This window comes from Agromyces sp. NSFZ (genome assembly GCF_056156205.1).
In genome coordinates this window covers 2948911-2973541 of record NZ_CM149585.1, presented here as the reverse complement: position 1 = coordinate 2973541, position 24631 = coordinate 2948911, and the positions used below count along the sequence as shown (strand labels likewise).

The window sequence follows — 24631 nt, the reverse complement described above, 5'->3', positions numbered from 1 at the left end:
CCTCGTCTCTCGTTCGGTGGGCACCACGCCCACACCCCGTGGGCACCACGCCCACACCCCGTGGGCACCACGCCCACACCCCGTGGGCACCACGCCCACACCCCGTGGGCATCGCGACACACTCGCGACGCACTCGCGCGACGCTCACGACGTCCACACCTCGGCAACCGGCCGGAGCACCCACAGCCCGGGCCGCAGCTCGACTGGCACGAGCTCGGCCTCGCCCCCTTCACCCGTCAACCTCGCGTCCCACCAGCGCCACGGATTCGGCCCCTTCGCATACGGCAGGAAGTAGTGCGGCGAGAGATCGCGGCTGGAATCACCGTTGAAGGACCTCGGGCAACGTGCTGCCGGGCCTGTTCGGGCACCGGATGGACGACCCCGAGTTCTACGTCGCCTCCGCTGAGGACACGGGCGAGGACGAGCACGGCTGGTGGGTGCGCGGCCGGTTCGACCTCGACACGGCCAAGGGCGCGCAGGTGTACCGCCTCGTGAAGGACAAGCGGCTCGCGCAGCTCAGCTTCGCCTACGACGTGCTCGACTCCGGGCCGGTCACATCACGACGGCACCAAGGCCACCGAGCTGCGTGCGCTGAAGGTCTACGAGTTCAGCTTCGTCCCGGTGGGCGCCAACGCCGACACCGGGGTGCTCGCGGTCAAGGGCCCGCGCAGGACCCGCCGAGACCTCGAACTTCGGCTGCGCCTCGCCCGCGCGCGCTGCTGAGAGCTCGAAGAGGGGCACTTTCCGCCCCGAGCTGATGATGAGGGACCGTCGCGGAGGCCAGCCGGCCACGACGGCGTGCCCGATCCGGTATGTCTGCGCTAGCTCGTAGGCTCCGAGGCGTGGATGGTGAGTGGCTCGCGGAAAACCTTTGGTTCCCCATAATCGTCGGGGTGGGAAGCGCGGTCCTGACCGTTGCCGTTCTATGGCTCGCGCGCGGCTGGTTCCGATGGATCGGTAGCCTATGGCACAGCCGCGCGCCCTTCGTCGTGGAGCGACACCCGGTCGCTGAGCATTGGCAGGTAAGGAACCGCTCTCGCCAGACCCGGTACGAGGTCACGTACTCTCTGGCGCAGAACGGGGTTAACCTCACTCCCACAAAGACCTACCTCTTCAGCGCGGGCTCTGATGCGAGACCCGGATCCGTGTACGTGCTTCCGGAACTCCAGCCGGACATGATCGTCGCGTTGACGTGGATCGATAAGCGCGGCCGGAGGGGCACCTATTTCAAGGTCAAGGAAGGCACTACCGTCTACCGGCCACGTGTGAAGTAGCGGCGCGAGATCGCGGGCACGCATCGCCTTCCGCGGATATCTCAACCGCGATGGCGAGGACCTACAAACGGACGTGCCCGTCGAGGTCGTCGACTAGCCCTCCTTCGGATCCCTTGCGGGGAGGGGGCGCGGCGATCGCGGGAGCCCGGTCTCCGACCGAGTCCCACGGCGAGCACGCCGCCCCCCTCGGGTTCAACCCCCACCCCCCTCGGCAGGGGCGCGATCTAGGATGTCCCCTCGGGGTCGGTTTCCTGTTCCGGGAACTCCTGACCGCGAAATGGCAGCATCAGATCGGCGCTGTCTTGGAGCCCGAATGGCAACACAAGATCGCGGGTGGGTCGACCTGCTGCGATTAGTGCCCGTGAGTTAATCACGTCGATGTACATGGTCATCGCGTAGACGATCGATGTGAACTGCCCAAGTGAGATTCGAAGCGCCGTGTTCGGCCTGACATCAAGGTCGGGGCAGATCCCAACGAAACGCGCGTCGATGACGCCGCCCCGATGCGCGATTACGTTCCGCATTGCCTTCGCGATGCGAACAACGTTCTTGGCGTTGGGATCCAGCTCGCCATCGAGTCCGACCTCGCCAAGGATCGCCTCGAACTGACCTACCCCGACCTTTGACTCTGCACCGATGGCTCGTCTCGCCTCGTCCAGCAGAAGGCTGGCCTGCGCTCGGCGACCCATGGCAAGGAACGGAACGCCCAACACCTTGACCCGCGAGAGCGCACCGGAATCCAGTACCTCTGGCGCCGCGAGGATTCTTGCGATGCAGACGTCTTCGATGGTGGCTTCCAGTGCACCCCAGAGGCCAACGAGCGCATGATTGTGCAGGAGCGGGAACCCACTGTCCAACTCATGCCTCGCGAGTTCCGCCACCTCCTGCGAACGGACTAGCCGCATCTCCTGCTCATCCGGGTACTCGCTGTACGCCTCGATCCAAGCCTCCTTCGCGTGCTCGTTCAGGCGCGCGACGCCAAGGAGTGCGTGCGCGCCGTGCCGCGTCACATCGGCGAGGCGCAGGGTGTCTGCCGCGTAATCCAAGAAGTCGCCCAGGCTCTCGGCAATCGTGCGAGTCGGATCCTCGACTTCAGAAGCGTTCACGTTGCCCAGTGTGGCAGCCCATGTCTCCAACGGGGTCATCCCGAGTGGTCATGACCAATGCTGCCGGTACTCCTCCGGGTGGGTGGCGAACCGCACGAGCATCTGCACGCGGTTGTCCCGGTCGGTGTGCAGTTCGAGGCTGATCGGCTTCCCGGTCCGCGGGTGCGGCGCGATGGCCTCGTAGAACGGCAGCCGGGCTCCGCGGAGATGCTTCTCCTGGATGATGCCGATGCGCTGGCCGTCGTGCCAGACCTCCCATCGGGGTGGTCCGTTGCGCCGCTCCGGTGGGATGGATCGGAGTTCGGGCTCGGGCATGTGTCCATCGTCGCTCGGGCCGGTGACACTACGAGCCCTTTTCCCGGTCGCGTCCGGCGCTGTGCGGCTCGTGGGATCCGACCCGGCTGCTGCTACGTGTGTCTGGCCGTGGACGTGTCCTGCGGGCGCAGGAGGGCGAATACGGCGGGCTGGACCTGGTAGTACGCGGCGAGCTCGGCGATGTCGTCGGCGGTCCAGTCGACCGTGCCGTTGAGCTTGTTGGCGGCGGTGCCGGGGTCCGTGCCGAGGATCCCGGCGAGCGTCCGGAGGTCCTCGTCGTCGGCGGTGATGGTCCGGTGCATCCCCACGGGGCGATCGTAGTCGCGCGGGGGGAGTTCGCGAGCGGCTGCCTCGCCCGCTGCGCGAGCTGATGGGTCGGCCGGCTGGCCGAGGTCGGCATGTCGTCGCGGGCCATCGCGCCGGTCGTCGGCGCGCACGACACGACGGTGGTCCGAGATCTGGGGCGCGCAGGTGCTGCAAATGCAGCACCTGAAGCTCCGGTGCTCGGCCTCGACGGCAAGTCGTATCCGCGGGCGGGATTTCCCCACATTTCCCCCACATTCGTCGCTCGAAGGCGTGATTCACGAGGGAGGACGTGATGCAAACTTCCCCGGAATCTCGCGGAAGTTGCCTCTCGCCTGCGCGGTTCCGGGGCTCGTATTCGGGTTCGAATCCCAGCGGGAGCACGCGCCGTCCCAGCGGGAGCACCGTCGGGCGACGCTCACCCGAGAATCTTCCAGAACGAGTCCTTGCGGGTGATCTTGCCGGCCTCGTCGAACTCGAGCAGGTCGACGCCGCGGACCTCGATCGCCTGACCGGCCGTCGAGGTGCCGGTGAGCGTCCATTCCGAGACGCCGAGACCGTCGGCGCAGACCCAGTGCCGATCGTCGCCGTAGTGCACGTCGGGGATGCCCTCGAATCGCTTCGCGAGGCCCGCCCGCACCTCCTCCTTGCCGGCGAACCGGTCGCCGCGCGGCTTCGCACCCCTCGGCATGTAGAAGACGCAGTCGTCGGCGAAGTAGCCCATGATCGCGTCGAGGTCGTGATCGTTGAACGCCGCCAGGAACCCTTCGAGCACCTCGCGCGTCACTCGCTCAGCCATGTCCGTCCTCTCCCTCTTCACCCGCACGCAGCCCGCGTCGCACGCGCTCCTCACGCATCCACGCTCGGCGTCGAGCGGTTCGCATCCGATGGAGCACCGCACCGACCAGGATGAGGGCCGCTCCGGCGAGGTATGCGATCCAGAACCACCACTGGTAACCCGGCGTGAGCAGGAGCGCCACCGGTGCGATCAGCAGCACGAGGATCCCGCCATAGTACGAGAGGCGTTCGAGCCGTCTCAGGCTCGGCAGCACGGGAGCCACCTCCCGGAGCGCCCAGACGACCGCGTGCTCGTCGCGCACCTGTTCGAGGAGCTCCCGCTCCGGGGACGGCGGAAGGTCGGCCGTCAGCGTCGTGAGGCTCTGGGCGAGCTTCAGGTCGTCGGGTCGCGCGTTCAGCCGCGGCGCGAGGATCGCGCCGGTCGCCGTGAGCAGCGCGACGAAGATCGGCACCACCGCCTCGATCGTCACCGGCGCACCGGACTGCTCGAAGTGAAGCATCCTCGTCTCCGCTCGCTGGCCACAGGCTAGCAGCGGCGCGCCGGCACCGAACAGACCGCGCGGCTACTCGGTGAACCGGTCGAGCCGCCGCAGGATGAGCCCCTCCCGCAGCGCCCACGGCGACACCTCGAGCTCGTCGACCCCGAACGCGCGCATCGCCTCCGAGAGGACGACCGCACCCGCCACGATCTGGAACGTGCGGTCGGCCGTGATGCCGGGCAGCGCGGGGCGTGCGTCGGCGGGGATCTTCGCGAGGCGCGGCGTCCAGTCGTCGAGACCGCGACGGGTGAGGATGCTGCGATCGGATGCCCCGACGCCGTCTTCGACGGTGCCGGCGAGCCGAGCGAGCGAGCGGATCGTCTTCGACGAGCCCACGACGTGCTCGGGCGCCGGCAGCTCGCGGAACGCGGTGACCGCCTCGGCGAGGACGGCCCGCGCATGCCCGCGCAGCTTCGCGACCTGATCGGTCGAGGGCGGGTCGTCGGGGAGGAACTCGATCGTCGAACGCCCGGCCCCGAGCGGCAGCGACAACGCGACATCCGGAACCTCGTCGATGCCATGCGTCACCTCGAGCGAGCCGCCGCCGATGTCGAACAGCAGGATCCGCCCGGCCGACCAGCCGTACCAGCGGCGCACGGCGAGGTAGGTGAGCTGCGCCTCGTCCTCGCCGGAGAGCACCTGCAGCTCCACGCCAGTCTCGTCGGCGACGCGGGCGAGCACCTCCTCGCCGTTCGCCGCCTCCCGGATCGCGGAGGTCGCGAAGGGGAGGAACTCGTCGACGGCCGCCTGTCGGGCGGCTTCGGCACCCTCGCGCACGGCCGTGAGGATGGCGTCGACGCCTTCATCGCGGATGGCGCCGTCGCCGTCGAGGTGCCGCATGAGGCGCAGCACCGACTTCTGCGAGGTCATCGGAACCGGTCGGGCACCGCGGTGGGCGTCGACGACGAGCAGGTGCACGGTGTTGGAACCGACGTCGAGGACCCCGAGGCGCATGGTTCGAGCGTACTGGCGACGGATGCACCGACGACGCGTTTGCTGCATACTGGTGCGACTGGGACGACCGTCCCACTTCGGTCGGCGACGGCGTCGAGAGGAGCCCGGTGGCCCGCATCCCCGCATCCGAGCGCCGCAGCGCCCTCGTCGAGGCCGCCCTTCGCGTCGTGTCGAGGCAGGGTATCGCCCAGGCCACGACCCGCGCGATCGTCGCCGAGGCCGGCATGTCGCTCGCGAGCTTCCACTACGCGTTCGACTCGCGAGACGAGCTCATCGACGAGCTCATCGCGACCGTCGTCGCGCGCGAGCAGCAGGCCGTCATCCCCGACGTCGTTCCCGGACAGGACCTGCGCCAGATCCTCGAGTCGGGCCTGCTGCGGTACCTGGAGCACCTCAGGGCCGACCCCGATCACGAACAGGCGATGCTCGAGCTCACGCAGTACGCACTGCGTTCGCCCGAGCGGCATCCGCTCGCCGTCGCCCAGTACCGCCGCTACGCCGAGCTCGCCGAGCACTCCCTCGAGATCGCCGCCGAAGCGGCCGGCACGTCGTGGCGCCGACCGGTCGCCGAAGTGGCGCACGTGCTCGTCGCCTTCACCGACGGCCTCACCCTCACCTGGCTGGTCGATCGTGACGACAGCGCCGCCAGGGCGGTCGCACGCGCGGCCGCCGACGCCCTCGCGAGAATGGCCGACCGCACATGACCGAGCTCCACGCGGCATCCGCGCGCCCGCCCACCGCCGCGTTCGCCGAGCCCATGCGCCGGGTCGGTGCCGCCTGGGTGGCCGCGTTCGCGAGTGCGTGGTTCGGCATCTGGATGGCCCAGCTCACGCCCGTGCAACTGCTGCTGCCGGCGCAGATCGACGAGCAGCTGCGGCCCGACCACTGGGTCGACAGCGTCATGGCGTTCGGCGCGATCTCGGGCATCGCCTCGCTGTTCGTGATCGTCGCCTACCCCATCACGGGCGCCCTCTCCGATCGCACGACGTCCCGGTTCGGTCGACGTCGGCCGTGGATCGCCGTCGGCGCCCTGGTGTTCGCGCTCGCCCTCGTGGCGCTCGGGTTCCAGACCGAGCTGTGGGCGATCGGCGCCGCCTGGGTGGCCGCGACCGTGGGCTTCTGCATCATGACCGCCGCGCTCACGGCGACGATCTCCGACCAGGTCCCAGTCGCGCAACGCGGCGTCGTGTCGGGCTGGATGTCGGCGCCGCAGGCGGTCGGCATCATCGTCGGCCTGCTGCTGGTCACCACGGTCGTGACCGGCAGGCTCGCGGGCTACGCACTGGTGGCCGTCGCGCTCGTCGTGCTCACGCTGCCGTTCCTCACCCGCCACGACGAGCCGCTCGCGCCGGGGGAGCGGTCGCGCGTCACCGCGAGGGGCGTCATCGCGAGCCTCTGGATCAGCCCGCGGGCGCATCCCGATTTCGGCTGGACGCTCCTCAGCCGAGTGCTCGTCTCGATCGGCAACGCCCTCGGCACGGGCCTCCTGCTCTACTTCCTGATGTTCGGCCTCGGCGACGAGAACGCCGAGGCGGACCTCATCGTGCTCACGCTCGTCTACATGGTGTTCGTGATCGTCGCGTCGCTCGGCTTCGGCAGCCTCTCCGACCGGCTCGGGCGCCGCCGGGTGTTCGTGTTCGTGGCCGCGACGCTGCAGGGCATCGCCGCGCTGCTGCTCGCCCTGGTGCCCGACCTCGCCGTCGCCATGGTCGCCGCCGGCCTGCTCGGCCTGGGCTACGGGTGCTTCCTCTCGGTCGACCAGGCGCTCGCGACCCAGGTCCTGCCCGACCCCGCCGCCCGGGGCAAGGACCTCGGCATCATGAACATCGCCACGGCCGTGCCGCAGGCCGTCGGTCCGCTGCTCGGTGCGGTCGCCGTCGTCGTCAACGGGTCGTTCACGCTCGTCTTCCTCCTCAGTGCCGCGTTCGGCATCGCCGGCGCCGTCGCGGTCATGCGCGTGCGGAGCGTGCGATGACGGGGCTCGACCTGCGCATGGGCGACGCGGCGACGGATGCCCCGAGCTGGCTCGATCCCGCACGGCACTGGCCCGCCCTCACCGCCGCCACCCGCGATCTCGACGCGCCCGTCGGCGTCATCCACCTCCCGGCGCTGCGGCACAACGCGCTGGACATGACGAGGCGCGCCGCCGGAACGCCCATCCGCATCGCCTCGAAGTCGGTGCGGGTCCGCAGCGTGGTGGAGGCGCTGCTCCGCGAGCCGGGATACCGCGGCGTGCTCGCGTACACGCTGGCCGAAGCGCTGTGGCTCGCCGACACGGTCGACGACCTCGTGGTGGGCTACCCGACGGCGGAGGGCCGCGGCATCGGCCGGCTGGCACGCGATGCCGACCTCGCGAGCCGCATCACCCTCATGGTCGACTCGCCGCAGCAGCTCGACCTCATCGACGCCGTGCTGCCGCCGGGCGAGCGAGAGACGATCCGCGTGTGCCTCGAGCTCGACGCGTCGTGGCAGGTGCCCGTGCTCGGACACCTCGGGGTGCGCCGCTCGCCCGTGCACGAGCCGGCCGAGGCGGGCGCGCTCGCCGCGTACATCGCCGGCCGGCGTGGCTTCCGCCTCGTCGGCATGATGGCCTACGAGGCGCAGATCGCCGGTGTCGCGAACCGGCCGGCCGGCCGGCCGCTCGACGGCGCCGTGAACCGCTGGATGCAGGCGCGGTCGATCCCCGAGCTCGTCGAACGCCGGGCGCGTGCGGTCGCGGCGGTGCGCGAGCACGCCGACCTCGAGTTCGTCAACGGCGGCGGCACCGGCTCGCTCGAGTCGACGGGGGCGGATGCCTCGGTCACCGAGATCGCCGCCGGGTCCGGCCTGTTCGGGGGGCACCTCTTCGACGGCTACGCGCAGTTCCGGCCGGCGCCCGCCGCGGCGTTCGCGCTCGACGTCGTGCGGCGTCCGAGCGCGGAGCACGCCACGATCCTCGGCGGCGGATGGATCGCGTCGGGTCCGCCGGGGCCCGATCGCCTACCCCGGATCGTCTGGCCGGAGGGACTCTCGACGCTTCCCCGCGAGGCCGCGGGCGAGGTGCAGACGCCCGTCACCGGGCCGACGGCCCGCACGCTGCGCGTCGGCGACCGAGTCTGGTTCCGGCACACGAAGTCGGGGGAGCTCTCGGAGCACCTGAACGCGTTCGCCGTCGTCGACGGCGGTCGCGTGGTCGACACGATCCCGACGTACCGGGGAGAGGGGAGGGCGTTCCTGTGACGGCGAGCGGAGCCACCTGGCGCAACTGGGCACGCACCGAGGCGGTGCGGCCGCTGCGCATCGAACGGCCGGCCACGGCCGGCGCGGTGCAGCGGGCAGTCGTCGCGGCCGGGGCATCCGGCCTGCCCATCAAGCCCGTGGGAGCGGGACACAGCTTCACCGGCATCGCCGTCGCGCCCGGCGTGCAGCTCGACCTCACCGACCTCTCGGGTGTGATCGACGCGGATGTCTCGACGGGCCGGGTCACGCTCGCGGCAGGCACGCGCCTGCACCAGCTGCCGCACCTCCTCGCGCCGTATGGACTCGCCATGGCGAACATGGGCGACATCGATCGCCAGACCATCGCCGGCGCGACGTCGACGGGTACGCACGGCACGGGACTCGGGTACGGCGGTCTCGCGACCCAGATCGTCGGCGCCAAGCTCGTGACGGGCACTGGTGACCTCCTGACCGTGAGCGAGACGGAACGCCCCGACCTGCTCCCGGCCGTTCGCCTCGGGCTCGGCGCGCTGGGCGTGCTCGTCGAGCTCACGCTGCAGCTCGTGCCGCGCTACGTGCTGCACGCCGTCGAGCAGCCCGAGCCGCTCGACGAGGTGCTCGACGGCTGGATGGCGCGTACGGAGGAGGCCGACCACTTCGAGTTCTACTGGTTCCCGCACACGGGCAGCGCGCTGACGAAGACCAACACGAGGCTGCCCGGGGATGCGCCGCGGAAACCGCTCGGACGCCTCTCGCGCTGGGTCGACGACGAACTGCTCGCGAACGGGGCCTATCGCGCCGTGTGCGCGACCGGCAGGGTGGTGCCCGGCACGACCCCGAGTCTCGCCCGCCTCGTCGAACGGCTCTCGGGGAGCCGCGACTTCGCCGACTTCTCGCCGAAGGTGTACACGACCCACCGCAGCGTGCGGTTCCGGGAGATGGAGTACGCGGTGCCGCTCGAGGCGGTGCCGGAGGCATTCCGAGAGGTGCGCGCACTCATCGAGCGGAAGGGATGGCGCATCAGCTTCCCGATCGAGGTCCGGGCCGCGGCATCCGACGAGACCTGGCTGTCGACGGCGTACGGACGTCGCACCGGATACCTCGCGGTGCACCGCTACTTCCGGGAGGACCACCGCGAGTACTTCTCGGGCGTCGAGGCGATCATGCGGAGCTTCGAGGGGCGTCCGCACTGGGGGAAGCTGCACACCCGGACCGCCGACAGCCTGCGCGGGCTGTACCCGCGGTTCGAGGACTTCCTGCGGGTGCGCGACGAGCTCGACCCCGAGCGCCGCTTCGCGAACGCCTACCTCGACCGCGTGCTCGGGAGCGCCACCACTGCCTGAATCCTTTCCCTGAACGGCCCGTACCTTCCCTTCGAGTCTCATGGGAAGCCCGGTGCGCGGGATCGCCGCTCACTAGGATGGTGGAACACCAAGTCATCGCGAAGAGCGCTAGGAGTCCGTGCCATGGAATGGCTGATCCCCGTCATCATCGTCGTCGCGCTCGTGGTGATCGTCGGCATCTACCTCTGGGCGACCTACAACTCGCTGGTGACGCTCAACGTCCGCGTCGACGAGGCCTGGAGCGACATCACGGTGCAGCTCAAGCGTCGTGCCGACCTCATCCCCAACCTCATCGAGGCGGTCAAGGGGTACGCCGCTCACGAGAAGGCGGTCTTCGAGAACGTCACGCGTGCGCGCGCCGAGACGCTGCAGGCGCACGGCCCGGCCGAGGCGGGTGTGGCTGAGAACCACATGCAGCAGGCCCTGAAGTCGATCTTCGCAGTCGCCGAGGCCTATCCCCAGCTGCAGGCCAGCCAGAACTTCCTGCAGCTGCAGGCCGAGCTCGTCGACACCGAAGACAAGATCCAGGCGTCGCGCCGGTTCTACAACGGCGGCGTCCGTGAGCTCAACACGAAGATCAAGGTCTTCCCGAACACGCTCTTCGTGCGCAGCCTCGGCTTCCACGAGCGCGAGTTCTTCGAGGTGACGGAGCCTGCGGCCATCGCAGAACCGCCTCGCGTGCAGTTCTAAGGGCCGGCGTTGTACCGAGCGATCGCCAGGAACAAGCGCAACACCGTCTTCATCATCCTGTTCTTCCTCGCCATCATCGGCGGGCTGGGCTGGCTCGCGGCCTGGGTCTACCAAGACATCACCATCGTCATCGTGACGGTGGTCATCGCGTCGGCCTACGCGCTGATCCAGTACTTCACCGCCGACAAGCAGGCCATCGCCATGTCGGGTGCCATCCAGCTGCGCTCGAAGGCCGACCACCCGCGGCTCTGGCGCACCGTCGAGAACCTGTCGATCACCACCGGCTCGCCCATGCCGAAGGTGTACATCATCTCCGACCCGGCCCCGAACGCGTTCGCCACGGGTCGCGACCCCGAGCACGCCGTCGTCGCAGCCACGACCGGGCTGCTCGAGATCATGGACGACGCCGAGCTCGAGGGCGTCATGGCGCACGAGCTCGGGCACGTGCGCAACTACGACATCCGGCTGTCGATGATCGTGTTCGGGCTCGTGGTGGCCATCGGCTTCATCTCCGACATGTTCCTGCGCATGACCTTCTTCGGCGGCCGCAACAACAACCAGAACCCCGTGATGCTCGTCGTCGGCCTGGTCGCCATGCTCATCGCCCCGCTCGTCGCGAGCCTCGTGCAGCTCGCGGTGTCGCGCCAGCGGGAGTACCTCGCGGATGCCACGGGCGCCATGACGACGCGGCATCCCGACGCCCTCGCCCGCGCGCTCGAGAAGCTGGAGGCGTACGGGCGGCCGATGCGGCGCCAGAACTCGTCGATGGCGCACCTCTGGATCGCCGATCCGCTGCGGCCCGGCGTCATGGACCGCCTCTTCGCGACGCACCCGCCGATCGCCGACCGCGTCAAGCGGCTCGAGCAGATGGGCGGCGCCTTCTAGGCAGCCCGGAGTACGCGCCGGCGCTCAGGAGCCGGCGAGTTCGGCGCGCAACGCCGGCGCGAGATCGCCGCGATCGGCGACCTCGATGTCGTCGAGGCCCTGCCACGCGGCCGCACCGCGGAGCACCGGCACCAGCCGCGCCGCGGTCTCTGCAGGAGCCCCCGCCTCCGACCACGCCGACTGGACGCGGAGCACGCGTGACTTGCGGTCGCTCTTCAGGTCGACCCGCCCGACCAGGTCGTCGTCGATGAGCACCGGGAGCGAGTAGTAGCCGAACCGGCGTTCGGCCTCTGGCGTGTAGATCTCGATGCGGTAGTGGAAGCCGAAGAGACGCTCGGTGCGCGGGCGGAACCACACGACCGGATCGAAGGGCGAGAGCAGGGTGGCGGCGTCGATGCGCCGAGGTCGCCGGGCGTCGCGGTGCACCCACGTGGGCGTGGGCCGCCGGCCCGTCGTCCAACCGGGCACCTCGACGGGCAGGAGCTCGCCGGCGTCCTCGAGGTCGCGCAGCGCGGGCCGCACCTGCGTGCGCTTCAAGCGCCAGTAGTCGGCGAGGTCGGCCTCGGTCGCGATGCCGAGCGCGGATGCCGCATGCCCGACGAGGACGCGCACCGCGTCGGCCTCGGTGGGCGGCGCGCCGAGGAGCTCGGCCGGCAGCGCCTGCTCAGGGAGCGAATAGACCCGCTCGAACCGCTGCCGCTCGATGCACACCACCTCGCCGACCCGGAACATCCACTCGAGTGTGCGTTTCACGTCTGACCAGCCCCACCACGGGCCGCGGCGCTCGTTGGCATCGTGCTCGATGGCGCTCGCCGGCATGGGACCGTTGGCCTCGAGTTCACGGCGCAGCCAGTCGGCGAGCGGACGGTTCTCGACGAGCCAGCCGCCCCAGTCGCTGCCCTGCTTCCGGTACTCCTCGCGGCGGAACTCGAAGAGCGGCCACAGCTCGCGGGGGATGAACGCCGCCTCGTGCGCCCAGTACTCGAGCAGGCGACCGCGCCGGCCGTGCGCCAGGCGGTCGAGCAGCGTGCGGTCGTAGCCGCCGACCCGGCTGAACGCCGGCAGGTAGTGACTGCGCTCGAAGACGTTCACGGAGTCGATCTGGAGCAGCCCGAGGCGTTCGACGACGCCGCGGACCTGCCGCAGGCCCGGCGAATCGGGGGCAGGCCGGCCGAAGCCCTGCGCGGCGAGCGAGATGCGGCGCGCGAGGGCCGGGCTGACGGAATCGACCATGGTCCCGAGGCTAACGCGCACCTCCGACAGCGACCCGTGCATGCCGTTTCCCGCATGCGGCGCGCCTAGACTGGAGCGATGACTGGGTCGAACGGTCGGGCTCGGCGCAGGTTCCCACGACGCCGACGCCCCGTCGCGCCCGCCACACCCGCCACTGCGGCACCGCGTCGCGACGCCTCCGATTCAGTGCCCTACGGCATGCGCCTCGCCGCGGCCTGGTCGTGGCGGCTCCTGCTCGTCGGCGGCGTGCTCGCCGTCGTCATCTTCCTCATCTTCCAGCTCCGGTTCATCATCGTCCCGGTCCTCGTCGCCGTGCTCTTGGGTGCCCTGCTCGTGCCGTTCTCGCTCTTCCTGCAGCGACACGGCTGGCCGAGGTGGCTCGCCATCACCGTGGCGCTGGTCTCGGCGTTCGCGGTGGTCGGGGGACTCCTCACCCTCGGCATCATGCAGATCGCCCGCGGCTTCGGCGATCTCGCCGCCCAGTCGCTCGTCGCGTGGGACCAGTTCAAGGCGCTGCTGCTCGCGAGCCCGTTGCACGTCACCGAGGCACAGCTCAACGACCTCGTCGACCAGGTCTTCGCCTCGGCACAGCAGGACAGCAGCATCCTTCTGAGCGGCGCACTGTCGGCCGGGGCGACGCTCGGGCACTTCGTGGCCGGCATGCTCCTCGCGATCTTCGCGACCATCTTCGTGCTGATCGACGGCCGCGGCATCTGGAACTGGATCGTGGGCGTGTTCCCGCGCCGGGCTCGAGCGGCGGTCGACGGAGCCGGAAAGGCGGGTTGGGCCACCCTGCAGAACTTCGTCAAGGTGCAGGTGCTCGTGGCCGCCATCGACGCCGTCGGCATCGGCCTGGGCGCGTTCCTGCTCGGCGTTCCGCTCGCGATCCCGATCGGCATCCTCGTGTTCCTGGGTTCGTTCATCCCGATCGTCGGCGCCGTCGTCACGGGCGCGCTCGCGGTGTTCGTGGCGCTCGTCTACAACGGCTGGGTCATCGCGCTCATCATGCTCGGCATCGTGCTGCTCGTGCAGCAGGTCGAGGGGCACATCCTGCAGCCGCTCATCATGGGCACCGCGGTGAAGGTCCATCCGCTGGGCGTCGTCATCGCGGTCGCGACCGGCTCCCTGCTCGCCGGCATCCCGGGTGCCCTCTTCGCCGTGCCGGTCGCCGCGGTCGCCAACGTCATGGTCAACTACATCGCCGGCGGATCGTGGAAGCTCGCCCCCGGGCCCCTCGCGGAGGCCGACGAGGCGCATTCGCCGCTCTGGCGCACCGTGCCCCAGCGACCCGGCTACCAACGAGGAGAATGAACGCGTGATCACGACGATTCCCGGACCGAGCCTCGCCGAGTTCGACCACGCGCGCGAGGTCGTGGGACGCGTGGCCCGCGTGACGCCCATGGAGACATCCCGCTTCCTCGGCGACCGGCTCGGCGTGCCCGTGTACCTCAAGTGCGAGAACCTGCAGCGCACGGGCTCGTACAAGCTGCGTGGCGCCTATCACCGCATCGCGTCGCTCAGCGAGGCCGAGCGCGCCCGCGGCGTGGTCGCTGCGTCGGCGGGCAACCACGCGCAGGGCGTCGCCTTCGCGGCTCGGGAACTGGGCATCCGCGCCACCATCTTCATGCCGGTCGGCGTCGCGCTGCCGAAGCTCGAGGCCACGCGGTCGTACGGTGCCGACGTCGTGCTGTCGGGAAGCTCGATCGGCGAGACGCTCGAGGCGGCAGCGGCGTTCGCGGCCGAGAGCGGGGCCGTCGTCATCCCGCCCTTCGACCACCCCGACGTCGTCGCCGGGCAGGGCACGCTCGGCCTCGAGATCCTCGAGCAGGCCCCGGATGCCACGACCATCGTCGTCCCGATCGGCGGGGGCGGCCTCGTCGCCGGCATCGCGAGTGCCGCCAAGCAGCAGGCGGCCCGCGAGGGCCGGGCCCTCCGCGTCATCGGCGTGCAGGCGGAGAACGCGGCTCCGTACATCGCGTCGCTCGCGGCGGGGGAGCCGCGCCAGGTGCCGGTCGTGCCCACCATCGCCGACGGCATCGCCGTCTACCGCCCAGGCGAGCTGAACTTCGCGATCATCCGGGAGACGGTCGACGAGGTCGTCACCGTCTCGGAGGACGACATCGCCAGGGCGCTCCTCGTGCTCCTCGAGCGGGCCAAGCTCGTCGTCGAGCCGGCCGGAGCGGTGGCCGTGGCCGCGATCATGACGGGTGCGGTCACGAGCGACGGACCCGTCGTGGCCGTGCTCTCCGGCGGCAACATCGACCCGCTGCTGATGCAGCGCGTCGTGGCGCACGGGCTCGCGGCATCCGATCGCTATCTCACGCTGAGCATCGGGCTGCCCGACCGACCCGGCCAGCTCGCCCGGGTGGCGGAACTGCTCGCCGAGGCGAACGCGAACGTCATCGAGGTGCTGCACACGCGGCACGGCTCCGGACTGCAGATCTCGGAGGTGGAGCTGCAGCTCTCGGTCGAGACCCGCGGACCCGACCACCGCGCCTCCGTGGTCGAGGTCCTGCGCCGGGCCGGCTACGACCCGAGGATCGTCGACGAATGACCGGCCGAATGACGAACGGCCCACTCGCCTGAGCGAGCGGGCCGTCGTCGACGGATGCGGCGTCTGAGCGTTACTGGCCGCCCCAGGTCTCGACTCCGGTGACCTGCACGGCGATCTCGCGGCCGTTGGGCGCGGTGTAGCTCGTGGAGTCGCCGACCTTCAGTCCGAGGATCGCGGCGCCGAGCGGCGACTGCTCGCTGAAGACGTCGAGCTCGGAGTCGCCGGCGATCTCGCGGCTGCCGATGAGGAACCGCTCCTCGTCGCCGGCGATGACCGCCGTGATGACCGTGCCGGGTTCGACGACGCCGGACGACTGCGGGGCCTCGCCGACCTCCGCATGCCGCAGCAGCTCGGTGAGCTGGCGGATGCGGGCCTCCTGCTTGCCCTGCTCGTCTTTCGCGGCGTGGTAGCCGCCGTTCTCCTTCAGGTCGCCCTCTTCGCGGGCTGCCTCGATGCGCTTGGCGATCTCCTCGCGGCCGTGCGTGGAGAGCTCCTCGAGCTCGGCGGCGAGCCGGTCGAAGGCCTCCTGCGTGAGCCAGGTGACGGTGGCGTCCTGCGCCATGGTGCACTCCTGTTGTGACGTGTCGTGAGACGTGTCGGAATAGACGTGTCGCCCCGACGACTGTCGGAGCGAATCTCCTATGTTAGCTGAGCCAGCACTGCGAGATCAAACCGGTGTTGGCCTCCTGGGCGACGCGCACGGTCTCGGTGAACTCCCGGAGGTGGCGGTCGGAGGCGGGGATCTCCACGACCTTCCAGCCGACGACGGTGAAGTCGTCGTCGAGCGCCTGCACGATGCACGCGGTCTCGTTGCCGGGCGGCACCGAGAGGGTCCAGCTGACCTCGACCGCCCGCTCGTCGTTCATGAGCACGTGGCCGGTGTCGGTGGCCTCGACCGAGGGCTTGGAGCCGTCGAGTCCGGCCCACACGACCCACACGACCAGCACGATCGCGACGGCGACCGCGCCCGCGATGAGGAGGAGCCGATCGCGGGTGCGGTTCGGCCTGGTTCGCCCGTAGCGGGCGTCCAGCGCCTCGGCCTGCTGCCCGGTCACCACGGTTGCCTCCCACCTCGATCGTCTAGGCTTGGGATCCAGCCTAACCCGCCCCGCGAAGGGAAACAGATGCTCGCCCTGCCCGCCAGTTCCAGCTCCCGAGCACGCTCGTGATCGCTGCGACGGTGCCGTTCCTGCTGCGGGCCGAGGAAGAGGAGTTCGACCCCGATCTCGTGACGCCGGGCGTCATCGGGTTCGTCGCGACCTTCGTCATCATGGTGGTCGTGGTGCTGCTCATCCTCGACATGGTGCGGCGCATCCGACGGGTCAACTATCGCGCGCAGGTGCGCGAGCAGCTCGAGACCGAGCGGCTCGAAGCCGAGCTCGCCGCGAGCGACGGTGCAGCGGCTCCGGATGCCACGACACCGACCCCACAGGCCGAGCGGCCCGTGGCATCCGACGACGACGAGGCGCCTCCCCGCCGCTGACGGTCGCGGCACCCGGTGCTCCGGCGCCCCAGCGCGCGGTGGTGTCAGCCGTCCGACGCCCGGGCAACTGTGAATCGTGCTCGGGGAGGAGTGGGCGCCGCATCATGCCGCTTGGCTGTCGTGGAGTTGGAATCGTGTTCGGCCGCCGAGTCGTGGCGTTTGGGCGGGGTCGATGTGTGGTGGTGGGATGAACCACACCTCGGATGGGCTCGCGTGGATCACCCATCGGTCGCGGTGGATCAGGTGGTGGCAGAAGCTGCAGAGCAGAGGCTGTCGCGTGAATATGCACTTGCGTGGTGTGCCTGACTGGTGTTTTGCCCTGATCAGGGATGATTAAGTGTGGCTGTGAATGTGCGCTCGGGCGATCTTGATCAGGTGTTTCTGTTGCCGCCGTCGGTGCGGGACTGGCTGCCAGAGGATCATCTGGCGTTCTTCGTGATCGACGTGGTCGATGAGCTGGATCTGATCGCGTTCTACGGGTCGTACCGCGCGGACGGTCGTGGCGGCGCGGTGTACGATCCGGCGTTGATGCTCGCCGTGCTGGTGTACGCCTACTGCACCGGGGAGCGCTCCTCGCGACGCATCGAGCGCCGACTCGTCGAGGATGTCGCGTACCGTGTCCTGGCAGCCAACCAGACCCCGGATCACGCGACGTTGGCCCGGTTCCGCCGTCGCCATCAGGACGCGATCGCCGCCTTGTTCGGGCAGGTCCTCGGGTTGTGCGTGAAAGCGGGTCTGGTCGATGCGGGGATCGTGGCGATCGATGGGACGAAGATCGCGGCGGACGCGTCGTTCTTTGCCAACCGGCGGCAGGAGGAACTGGCCGCTGAGATCCTCGCCGAGGCCGATGCGGTTGATGCGGCCGAGGACGAGCAGCTCGGCGACCGACGTGGTGATGAGCTGCCCCGCAAATGGGCTGGGGGCCGGGACCGGCGCGACCGGATCCGTGCCGCGCTGGACGAGCTCGAAGGGCAGAAGGCGCACGATTACGAATCCCGCATGGCGGAGCGGGAACGGAAGCAGCAGGCGTCAGGGAAGCAGCTGACCGGTCCGAAACCCAAGCCCGACACGGCGCGGCGGGCCCGGGCCCGGCGGGCGAACACGACCGACCCGAACTCGAGGATCATCGCAACAGGTTCCCAGGGCGCACTACAGGGATACAACGCGCAGGCGGCCGCGACGACCGGGCAGATCGTGGTTGCCGCCGAGGTTACGGCCACCACGAACGATCAACCCCATTTCGTGCCGATGGCTGCCGCGGTCAGCGGGAACCTGGCCGACGCTGGAAGCGTCGACGGGGTGGGCGTGTTCGTCGCGGACGCCGGCTACTGGACTGCCGCGAACGGCACGGTCGACGTTGGGGCGGACGTGTTGATCCTGACCCGGAAGACCGCGTGGCGCAAAGCCCCCAAACCCGACGACGACAAGCTCGCGGTGCTCGCCCGAGTCAATCGCGGCGAGCTGTCCCTGCGGAAAGCAGGCGAGATCCTCGGCGTCTCCTACACCTGGGTACGGGACATGACGAAACGGTACTTCGGGACTGAGGGCGAACTGATCACCACCCGCACCAGCGAACCCGAGCCCGCGGAATGGATCCCCGTGATCGAACGAGTCGACCGAGGCGAGATCTCCAGACGTGCCGCCGCGGACCAACTCATGGTTTCCGCGACCCGGGTCAAGGTGATGCTCGACCACGTCCGAGGCGAGCACGTCGATCCCGTCATCGCGCGGCAACGGATGGACGACAAACTCGCCCAGCCTGACGGACGAGACATCTACGCCAAACGACAACACACCATCGAACCGGTCTTCGGGAACATCAAGAACAACCTCGGCTACCGCCGATTCAACCTCCGAAGCATGCCCGCCGTGCAAAGCGAATGGCGCCTCATCTGCACAGCCCACAACCTCCTCAAGCTACGGACCGCACGACTCGCCTGAGCCGAGGCAGACACCACGCCCCGGCGCCCGCCACAACACCCGAACACAGCCCCACGAAGATTCACGCGACAGCCTCAGCAGGACGCCGTTGGTGAGGTCGGTGGGGCCGGTGTCGCGTTCCCGCCGGTGGAGGTGGTGGGCTTCGACGTAGGTGATGTTCTGGCCACAGGCGGCGCAGCCGCCGTCGCGTTCGCCGAGCGCGAGGCGTTGGGCTTTGGTGAACAGCCGAGCCGAGCCGAGCGGCCGAGGTCGAGGGGGAGGCTGTCTGTGCCGAGGACGGCGGGGATGAGTTCGGCGTCGGCGGCCAGGCGTCGGGCGGTGCCGGCTGAGATGGGTTGGTCGAGGCCGTCGATGCTGGCGTGTCCGAGCCCGGTGGTGAGGGTGTCGAGGTCGACGCGGACGATGATGGTGGTCTTCGCGAGCGGGGTGTGGGTCTGGGTGCAGCCGAGGGTGTGCCGGCAGAGGGCGGCGAGCGCGTCGGCCTGGAGCTGCGGGATGGACCGCCGGTCGTCCACGACCGCGTTGGTGCCGGGGTCGCCGTCGGTGTGGTCAGTGATCGGCATGCCGTCGGCGGGCGCGCGGTCGCCGGGTTCGCGTCGGCGGAGCACGTCGGTGACGAGCGCTTCGATCGCGGTCTTGATCGGGGCGGCGGTTTCGGGGTCGAGGCGGGCGTGCAGGTGCACCAGGCCGCGGCCGTCTTCACGGATCGTCAGCGACCGCTCCTGCCGGAGTTCGTCTTCGCGGGGTTCGACGCCGTCGGGACCGAGGCGTGCTTCGGCCTCGCGGACCCCGCGGAGCAGGGTCTCGAGGGGGACGTGCGCGGCGAGGTCGACGAGCGCGGCTTCGACGACGTCGACCCGACCCGGGTCGGCGTGCATCGCGGCCCGGTCGAGCATCGCCGTGATCGCCGCGGCAGCGTCGATACCGATCGTCGCCGCTTCCAGGGCGGCGGCGACGTGCGGGTGCCGGGACGGCTGTCGTTCACCGGTGAAGGTCTGGCGCCCGGCGGTGGCGGTGCCGACCGTGATCAGTCGTAGCGCGTCGGCGCGGGACGACCCGGTGGATGCCGCGATCAGGCGTACCGGGTTGTGGAACCCATGCGTCTTCGCGAGCCCGGTGTCACCGAACTCCGACCCGGAACGCTTGGTCACCTCGGCCGCGACTCGGGCGAGGAGGGCGTCGGTGCCGCGGCGCACCTTCGCGAGCGCGTCGGCGACGTGCATGAGGCCGGTGTCGCTCAGTTGCTCGACCTCGACCTGCGCGCGCCCATGGACGGCACCCCACGCTGGCATCGCACCCGCCCACACCTCGGTCAGCGCCGCGAGATCGCGCTCGAGCGCGACCAACGCCAACGGCTGCGCCAGCGGCTGCGGCTGCGGCGGCGGAGGTGGCGGTGGGGGTTGTTGCATGCTTCGATCCTGCACCCACCCACCGACATTCAATCAGCGCGGAAACCACCCATGATCAGGAGATCTGCCTGTGGACAACCCCGCCAGACAGCCGCCTGTGGAGGACAAGTCCAGCCTGCGGCATCCGTCAGCCGAGGTGGTAGACGGGATCGATCGCGATGATCAGGGTCGCCGTCCAGTGCGCCATGAAGGCGAGCACCGTGCAGGTGTGGAAGATCTCGTGGAAGCCGAACCGGCCGGGCCACGGGTTCGGTTTCTTCAGCCCGTAGACGATCGCGCCCACCGTGTAGAGCAGGCCTCCCACGAGCACGAGCACCATCATGGCGACGTTCGCGGCCAGCAGGTCACCGAGGTACATGACGGCCGCCCAGCCGAGCAGGAGGTAGAGGGGCACGTAGAGCCAGCGCGGCGCGTGGATCCAGAACACGCGGAAGCCGATGCCGAGGAGCGCGCCGCCCCAGACCAGGCCGAGCAGCAGCCAGCCCTTGTCGGGTGGCAGCGCGAGGATCGCAAGGGGCGTGTAGGTGCCGGCGATGAGCAGGAAGATGTTGGCGTGGTCGATGCGCTTCAGGAGCACCTTCGTGCGCGGATTCCAGTCGAAGCGGTGGTAGAGCGCCGACATGCCGAACAACAGCATCGAGGTGAGCGTGAACACCGCCGACGACCACTTCGCCGGCGCACCCTCGGCCAGCACGATGAGCACCACGCCCGCCGCGATCGTGAGCGGGAACGTGCCCGCGTGGATCCAGCCCCGCCACGTCGGCTTGGGCTCGGTGTGCGCCACGGCGTCGTCGAGCAGCGGGATGTTGGGAAGGTCGGGCCCGTGCGCATCGCGCGTGATGGCGGCATCCGCCGTGTCCTCGGGAGCGACGGGCTTCGAGAGCTCGTCGGCGAAGCCGGGGGGATCGTCGCGGCGCTCGTGGCTCATGGTCACAGCGTAGGGCGTCGTGGATCACGTTCCGCTGTGAGTGGGCTCGGCCGGGGAGGGGTAGCGTAGTGCCGTGAAACAGAGCGATCAGCCCCTCGGTCGCGGTCTCCTCTACCGTCTCTACCAGAACCGCCTCAAGCGCGGGCTCGACCCCGCCGTGCTGCCTCGGCACGTCGCCATGATCATCGACGGCAACCGTCGGTGGGCGAAGCAGCTCGGGTACGAGAGCGCGGCCCACGGGCACCGCGCCGGCGCCGCGAAGATGCGCGAGTTCCTCGAATGGTGCGACGACCTCGGCATCCGGGTGGTCACGCTCTACCTGCTCTCGAGCGACAACCTCGGCAACCGGTCGAGCTCCGAGCTGTCCGACCTCATCGAGATCATCGCCGAACTCGCCGAGGAGCTCTCGCACTACCGCGACTGGCGCGTGCAGCACGTCGGCTCCGACGCGGGGCTGCCGGAACCGCTCGTCGCCGCGCTCGACGCCGCTGAGCACCGCACCGCCGACAAGCGGGGCATGCACGTGAACCTCGCCGTGGGCTACGGCGGGCGCAAGGAGATCACCGATGCCATGCGCTCGATCGTGGCCTCGCATCACGCCGAGGGCCGGAGCCTGGAGGACCTCGCCGAGCGACTCACGCCCGACCTCATCGGCGAGCACCTCTACACGGGCGGCCAGCCCGACCCCGACCTCGTGATCCGCACATCGGGCGAGCAGCGGCTCAGCGACTTCATGCTGTGGCAGGCCGCGCACAGCGAGTTCTACTTCGTGGAGGCCCTCGGCCCCGACCTGCGGCAGGTCGACTTCCTTCGCGCCCTCCGCGACTACGCGGGCCGGCACCGCAGGTTCGGCGGGTGATCCCGTTCGTCGCGCGCCCCGCAGGTCTGCCATGATATGGCTCGGAGAAGGGGGGCGTTCGTGACGATCGACGCGTACATCGCCGGTTTCACCGAGGAGCCCGGCTACTTGGACTATGCCCGGGTCGGTCCGCTCGCGACCTCCGCCGCCGAGGAGACCATGGCGCTCGCCCAGGTGCTCCAGCGAGGCCGGCACGGCAGCTTCGACGTCTTCGGCGAGCAGGATGCGCGCGTTCGCAATGCCGCGGCCGATCTCACCGGCTTCCCCGCCGACCAGATCGTGTTCCAGTCGAACACCTCCCAGGGCATCATGCATGCGATGTTCGGCCTCACCGGCAGCGTGCTGCTGTCGGCCGAGGAGTTCCCGAGCCTGCCGATCGCCGCGGTGCGGGCGCAGGAGGCGCTGCACTCGGTGCAGCCCGTGTGGCTCGAAACCGACCACGGCAAGGTGACGCCCGGCCAGATCCGCGAGCAGCTCGAGGCGAATATCGGGGCGGTCGCCGTGAGCCTCGTCGACTCGCGCACGGGCTACCTCTGCGACATCGAGGGCATCCGCCAGGTCATCGGCGACCGGCTGCTCATCGTCGACGCCATCCAGGGCTTCGGCGTCGTCGACGCGCCGTGGACCGCGGCCGACGTCGTGCTCACGGGCGGGCAGAAGTGGTGCCGCGCCGGTTGGGGCACGGGCATCATGGCGCTCTCAGATCGCGCCCTCGAACGGTTGACGCCCGTGTTCTCGGGCTTCAGCGGCACCGAAGAGGACGAGCCCTGGGGTGAGGTGCCGCCTCCGGCCCCCGACGCCAGGGCGTACCGGGTGTCGAACCCCGATCCACTCGCCGAAGCGCGCTTCGCCGCCGTCATGGAGGAGATCTCGGCCACCGGCGTGGGCGAGATCAACGCGGCCATCGCCGAGCGGGTGAGCGAGGTGATCGACCTCGCCGACGAGTTCGCGATCGCCGTCGTGTCCTCGCGTGACGAGCAGGAGCGGGCCGGGCTCGTCGTGCTCGAGCCGCCCGCCGAGCAGGTGACGTACCTCACGGCGTCGCTGCACAACCACGGCGTCACGGCCACGACACGTCTCGGTCAGGTGCGTCTCAGCATCCACGCCGGGACGAACGCCGAGACCATCGACATGCTGCGTGCCGCGTTCGTCTCGTACGGCACGGCGGCGTCGTACTGACGCATCGGCGGGCGGTGGGGCATCCGCCCGAGGTCGGGACACCCGCCCGAATGTGAACGACAGATGACGATTCGCGTGTCGCTGTCGCGGATCGGGCACGGGCGTCGTAGCGTCGAGGCATCGGGCAAGGCGCCCGGTCGAGTCGGCTTCGTGAAGCGCTCGTAGGAGGATTCGCCGGCCGGCGCGAGAGCCGAGCGGAAGTGCTCGGGGCAGGAGCGGTCGTGGCCTCACTCGAAACCTCCAACTCCAGCGGTCGGACCACAGGGCGTGCCAAGGCACGCCCTGACGTGTCTCTGCCGCAACGTGCGGCGCAGGCGGAACGCACGTACGTGCTCGACACGTCGGTGCTGCTGTCGGATCCGCGGGCGCTGTTCCGATTCGCCGAACACGCGGTGGTGCTTCCGGTGGTCGTCATCACGGAACTCGAAGCCAAGCGCAACGACCCCGAGATCGGGTACTTCGCGAGGCAGGCGCTGCGGATCCTCGACGAGCTGCGCATCGAGCACGAGCGCCTCGACTTCCCGATCCCCGTCGGCGACGGCGGGTCGCTGCGGGTCGAGCTCAACCACTCGAGCCCCTCGGTGCTTCCGAGCGGGCTGCAACTCGGCGACAACGACTCCAGGATCCTCGCGTGCGCCGCGAACCTCGCGAACGACGGGGTCGCGGTCACCGTCGTCTCCAAGGACCTGCCGCTGCGGGTGAAGGCCGCGTCGATCGGCCTCGACGCGCAGGAGTACCGCGCCGAGCTCGCGCTCGATTCGGGCTGGACCGGCATGGCCGAGCTCTCGCTGGGTTCCAACGACATGGCCAAGCTCTACGAGCACGAACACATGACGACCCCGGAGGTCGAGGGCATGCCCGTGAACACGGGGCTCGTCATCCACTCCGACCGCGGGTCGGCGCTCGGTCGCGTCGTGGGCGATCGCGAGGTGAAGCTCGTGCGCGGCGACCGCGAGGTCTTCGGGGTGCACGGCCGTTCGGCCGAGCAGCGTCTCGCGATCGACCTGCTGCTCGACCCCGAGGTTGGCATCCTCTCGCTCGGCGGCCGCGCCGGCACCGGCAAGTCGGCGCTCGCGCTCTGCGCCGGGCTCGAGATGGTGCTCGAGCGTCAGCAGCACAAGAAGATCATGGTGTTCCGCCCGCTCTACGCGGTCGGCGGCCAGGAGCTCGGGTACCTGCCGGGCGACCAGGGGGAGAAGATGAACCCCTGGGGGCAGGCGGTCTTCGACACGCTCGGCTCGGTGGTGTCCGACAACGTGCTCGACGAGGTCGTGGACCGCGGCATCCTCGAGGTGCTGCCGCTCACGCACATCCGGGGGCGGTCGCTGCACGACGCCTTCGTGATCGTCGACGAAGCGCAGTCGCTCGAACGCAACGTGCTGCTCACGGTGCTCAGCCGTATCGGGCAGAACTCGCGGGTGGTGCTCACGCACGACGTCGCACAGCGCGACAACCTCCGCGTGGGCCGCCACGACGGGGTCGCGAGCGTGATCGAGACGCTGAAGGGGCATCCGCTCTTCGCCCACATCACGCTCACCCGCTCGGAGCGGTCGGCCATCGCGGCGCTCGTGTCGGAGATGCTCGACGGTGCCGAGTTGACGTAGCCGACGCCGGCGCGGGCCGAGCCGACGTCGCGGCCG

Annotated in this window: 26 protein-coding genes; 15 read left to right on the top strand and 11 right to left on the bottom strand. The window is 69.9% G+C overall.

Going from position 1 to position 24631, the window contains the following annotated elements:
• Positions 1–371: 371 nt before the first annotated feature.
• Positions 372–758 (top strand): HK97 family phage prohead protease, encoded by a 387-nt coding sequence (locus tag ACVFI9_RS14015; RefSeq protein ID WP_474762827.1) that lies wholly within the window; start codon positions 372–374, stop codon positions 756–758.
• An 84-nt stretch (positions 759–842) separates the two neighbouring features.
• Positions 843–1274: a hypothetical protein gene (locus ACVFI9_RS14010; protein ID WP_474762826.1), complete on the top strand. Its 432-nt coding sequence runs from the start codon at positions 843–845 to the stop codon at positions 1272–1274.
• Between the two features lie 224 nt (positions 1275–1498).
• Here the strand turns inward: ACVFI9_RS14010 and ACVFI9_RS14005 are convergent, their stop codons facing one another.
• From ACVFI9_RS14005 to ACVFI9_RS13980, 6 genes are all read right to left on the bottom strand, one after another.
• Entirely contained in the window at positions 1499–2380 is an 882-nt protein-coding gene (locus ACVFI9_RS14005) for a hypothetical protein (protein WP_474762825.1), read from the bottom strand.
• A gap of 48 nt (positions 2381–2428) precedes the next feature.
• A complete protein-coding gene (locus ACVFI9_RS14000; protein WP_474762824.1) occupies positions 2429–2695 on the bottom strand; it encodes a hypothetical protein in 267 nt (88 codons plus the stop codon).
• Positions 2696–2787: 92 nt separating this feature from the next.
• On the bottom strand, positions 2788–2997 hold the full coding sequence (locus tag ACVFI9_RS13995) for a helix-turn-helix domain-containing protein (RefSeq protein WP_474766271.1): 210 nt from the start codon (positions 2995–2997) through the stop codon (positions 2788–2790).
• A 419-nt stretch (positions 2998–3416) separates the two neighbouring features.
• Positions 3417–3797, bottom strand: coding sequence for a nuclear transport factor 2 family protein (locus ACVFI9_RS13990; RefSeq protein WP_474762823.1), 381 nt, complete (start codon positions 3795–3797; stop codon positions 3417–3419).
• Positions 3790–4296 carry a hypothetical protein gene (locus tag ACVFI9_RS13985; RefSeq protein WP_474762822.1) on the bottom strand — a complete coding sequence of 169 codons (507 nt, stop codon included), beginning with the start codon at positions 4294–4296 and terminating at the stop codon, positions 3790–3792. The genes ACVFI9_RS13990 and ACVFI9_RS13985 overlap by 8 nt, the downstream gene beginning before the upstream one ends.
• A gap of 63 nt (positions 4297–4359) precedes the next feature.
• Complete coding sequence (locus tag ACVFI9_RS13980; protein WP_474762821.1) at positions 4360–5289, bottom strand: Ppx/GppA phosphatase family protein; 930 nt, start codon at positions 5287–5289, stop codon at positions 4360–4362.
• A 107-nt stretch (positions 5290–5396) separates the two neighbouring features.
• Here ACVFI9_RS13980 and ACVFI9_RS13975 point away from each other — a divergent pair, with 107 nt between their 5' ends.
• The 6 genes from ACVFI9_RS13975 to ACVFI9_RS13950 all read left to right on the top strand — a co-directional run bounded on the left by ACVFI9_RS13975 (position 5397) and on the right by ACVFI9_RS13950 (position 11405).
• Entirely contained in the window at positions 5397–5993 is a 597-nt protein-coding gene (locus ACVFI9_RS13975) for a TetR/AcrR family transcriptional regulator (protein ID WP_474762820.1), read from the top strand.
• On the top strand, positions 5990–7264 hold the full coding sequence (locus tag ACVFI9_RS13970) for an MFS transporter (RefSeq protein ID WP_474762819.1): 1275 nt from the start codon (positions 5990–5992) through the stop codon (positions 7262–7264). Before ACVFI9_RS13975 ends, ACVFI9_RS13970 begins: the two co-directional genes overlap by 4 nt.
• A complete protein-coding gene (locus ACVFI9_RS13965; protein ID WP_474762818.1) occupies positions 7261–8508 on the top strand; it encodes an alanine racemase in 1248 nt (415 codons plus the stop codon). Before ACVFI9_RS13970 ends, ACVFI9_RS13965 begins: the two co-directional genes overlap by 4 nt.
• Positions 8505–9830, top strand: a complete 1326-nt coding sequence (locus ACVFI9_RS13960) for a D-arabinono-1,4-lactone oxidase (protein WP_474762817.1) — start codon at positions 8505–8507, stop codon at positions 9828–9830. The genes ACVFI9_RS13965 and ACVFI9_RS13960 overlap by 4 nt, the downstream gene beginning before the upstream one ends.
• Before the next feature lie 123 nt (positions 9831–9953).
• Positions 9954–10520, top strand: coding sequence for a LemA family protein (locus ACVFI9_RS13955; RefSeq protein WP_474762816.1), 567 nt, complete (start codon positions 9954–9956; stop codon positions 10518–10520).
• 9 nt (positions 10521–10529) lie between these two features.
• Positions 10530–11405 (top strand): M48 family metalloprotease, encoded by an 876-nt coding sequence (locus ACVFI9_RS13950; protein ID WP_474762815.1) that lies wholly within the window; start codon positions 10530–10532, stop codon positions 11403–11405.
• Positions 11406–11429: 24 nt separating this feature from the next.
• On the opposite strand, the gene ACVFI9_RS13945 is transcribed toward ACVFI9_RS13950, so the two are convergent.
• The gene (locus ACVFI9_RS13945) at positions 11430–12638 is read right to left on the bottom strand and encodes a winged helix-turn-helix domain-containing protein (RefSeq protein WP_474762814.1); all 1209 of its coding nucleotides are present in this window, start codon (positions 12636–12638) and stop codon (positions 11430–11432) included.
• Positions 12639–12716: 78 nt separating this feature from the next.
• Here ACVFI9_RS13945 and ACVFI9_RS13940 point away from each other — a divergent pair, with 78 nt between their 5' ends.
• Both ACVFI9_RS13940 and ilvA read left to right on the top strand, forming a co-directional pair.
• Entirely contained in the window at positions 12717–13949 is a 1233-nt protein-coding gene (locus tag ACVFI9_RS13940; protein WP_474762813.1) for an AI-2E family transporter, read from the top strand.
• Between the two features lie 4 nt (positions 13950–13953).
• The gene (ilvA, locus tag ACVFI9_RS13935; RefSeq protein ID WP_474762812.1) at positions 13954–15192 is read left to right on the top strand and encodes a threonine ammonia-lyase; all 1239 of its coding nucleotides are present in this window, start codon (positions 13954–13956) and stop codon (positions 15190–15192) included.
• A gap of 70 nt (positions 15193–15262) precedes the next feature.
• On the opposite strand, the gene greA is transcribed toward ilvA, so the two are convergent.
• Together greA and ACVFI9_RS13925 are read right to left on the bottom strand one after the other, a co-directional pair.
• On the bottom strand, positions 15263–15754 hold the full coding sequence (gene greA / locus ACVFI9_RS13930) for a transcription elongation factor GreA (protein ID WP_474762811.1): 492 nt from the start codon (positions 15752–15754) through the stop codon (positions 15263–15265).
• An 82-nt stretch (positions 15755–15836) separates the two neighbouring features.
• Positions 15837–16247 carry a DUF4307 domain-containing protein gene (locus ACVFI9_RS13925; protein WP_474762810.1) on the bottom strand — a complete coding sequence of 137 codons (411 nt, stop codon included), beginning with the start codon at positions 16245–16247 and terminating at the stop codon, positions 15837–15839.
• A 110-nt stretch (positions 16248–16357) separates the two neighbouring features.
• Here ACVFI9_RS13925 and ACVFI9_RS13920 point away from each other — a divergent pair, with 110 nt between their 5' ends.
• Both ACVFI9_RS13920 and ACVFI9_RS13915 read left to right on the top strand, forming a co-directional pair.
• Positions 16358–16675 (top strand): hypothetical protein, encoded by a 318-nt coding sequence (locus tag ACVFI9_RS13920; RefSeq protein WP_474762809.1) that lies wholly within the window; start codon positions 16358–16360, stop codon positions 16673–16675.
• A 339-nt stretch (positions 16676–17014) separates the two neighbouring features.
• Positions 17015–18616 carry a transposase gene (locus tag ACVFI9_RS13915; protein ID WP_474762808.1) on the top strand — a complete coding sequence of 534 codons (1602 nt, stop codon included), beginning with the start codon at positions 17015–17017 and terminating at the stop codon, positions 18614–18616.
• Between the two features lie 74 nt (positions 18617–18690).
• On the opposite strand, the gene ACVFI9_RS13910 is transcribed toward ACVFI9_RS13915, so the two are convergent.
• Together ACVFI9_RS13910 and trhA are read right to left on the bottom strand one after the other, a co-directional pair.
• Positions 18691–20025, bottom strand: coding sequence for a DUF222 domain-containing protein (locus ACVFI9_RS13910; protein WP_474762807.1), 1335 nt, complete (start codon positions 20023–20025; stop codon positions 18691–18693).
• A gap of 127 nt (positions 20026–20152) precedes the next feature.
• Positions 20153–20953, bottom strand: a complete 801-nt coding sequence (trhA, locus tag ACVFI9_RS13905) for a PAQR family membrane homeostasis protein TrhA (protein ID WP_474762806.1) — start codon at positions 20951–20953, stop codon at positions 20153–20155.
• A gap of 73 nt (positions 20954–21026) precedes the next feature.
• On the opposite strand from trhA, the gene ACVFI9_RS13900 reads away from it, so the two are divergent.
• The 3 genes from ACVFI9_RS13900 to ACVFI9_RS13890 all read left to right on the top strand — a co-directional run bounded on the left by ACVFI9_RS13900 (position 21027) and on the right by ACVFI9_RS13890 (position 24595).
• Positions 21027–21812 carry an isoprenyl transferase gene (locus ACVFI9_RS13900; RefSeq protein ID WP_474762805.1) on the top strand — a complete coding sequence of 262 codons (786 nt, stop codon included), beginning with the start codon at positions 21027–21029 and terminating at the stop codon, positions 21810–21812.
• Positions 21813–21872: 60 nt separating this feature from the next.
• Complete coding sequence (locus ACVFI9_RS13895; protein WP_474762804.1) at positions 21873–22991, top strand: aminotransferase class V-fold PLP-dependent enzyme; 1119 nt, start codon at positions 21873–21875, stop codon at positions 22989–22991.
• 287 nt (positions 22992–23278) lie between these two features.
• Positions 23279–24595 carry a PhoH family protein gene (locus ACVFI9_RS13890; protein WP_474762803.1) on the top strand — a complete coding sequence of 439 codons (1317 nt, stop codon included), beginning with the start codon at positions 23279–23281 and terminating at the stop codon, positions 24593–24595.
• The last annotated feature ends 36 nt before the right edge of the window (positions 24596–24631 follow it).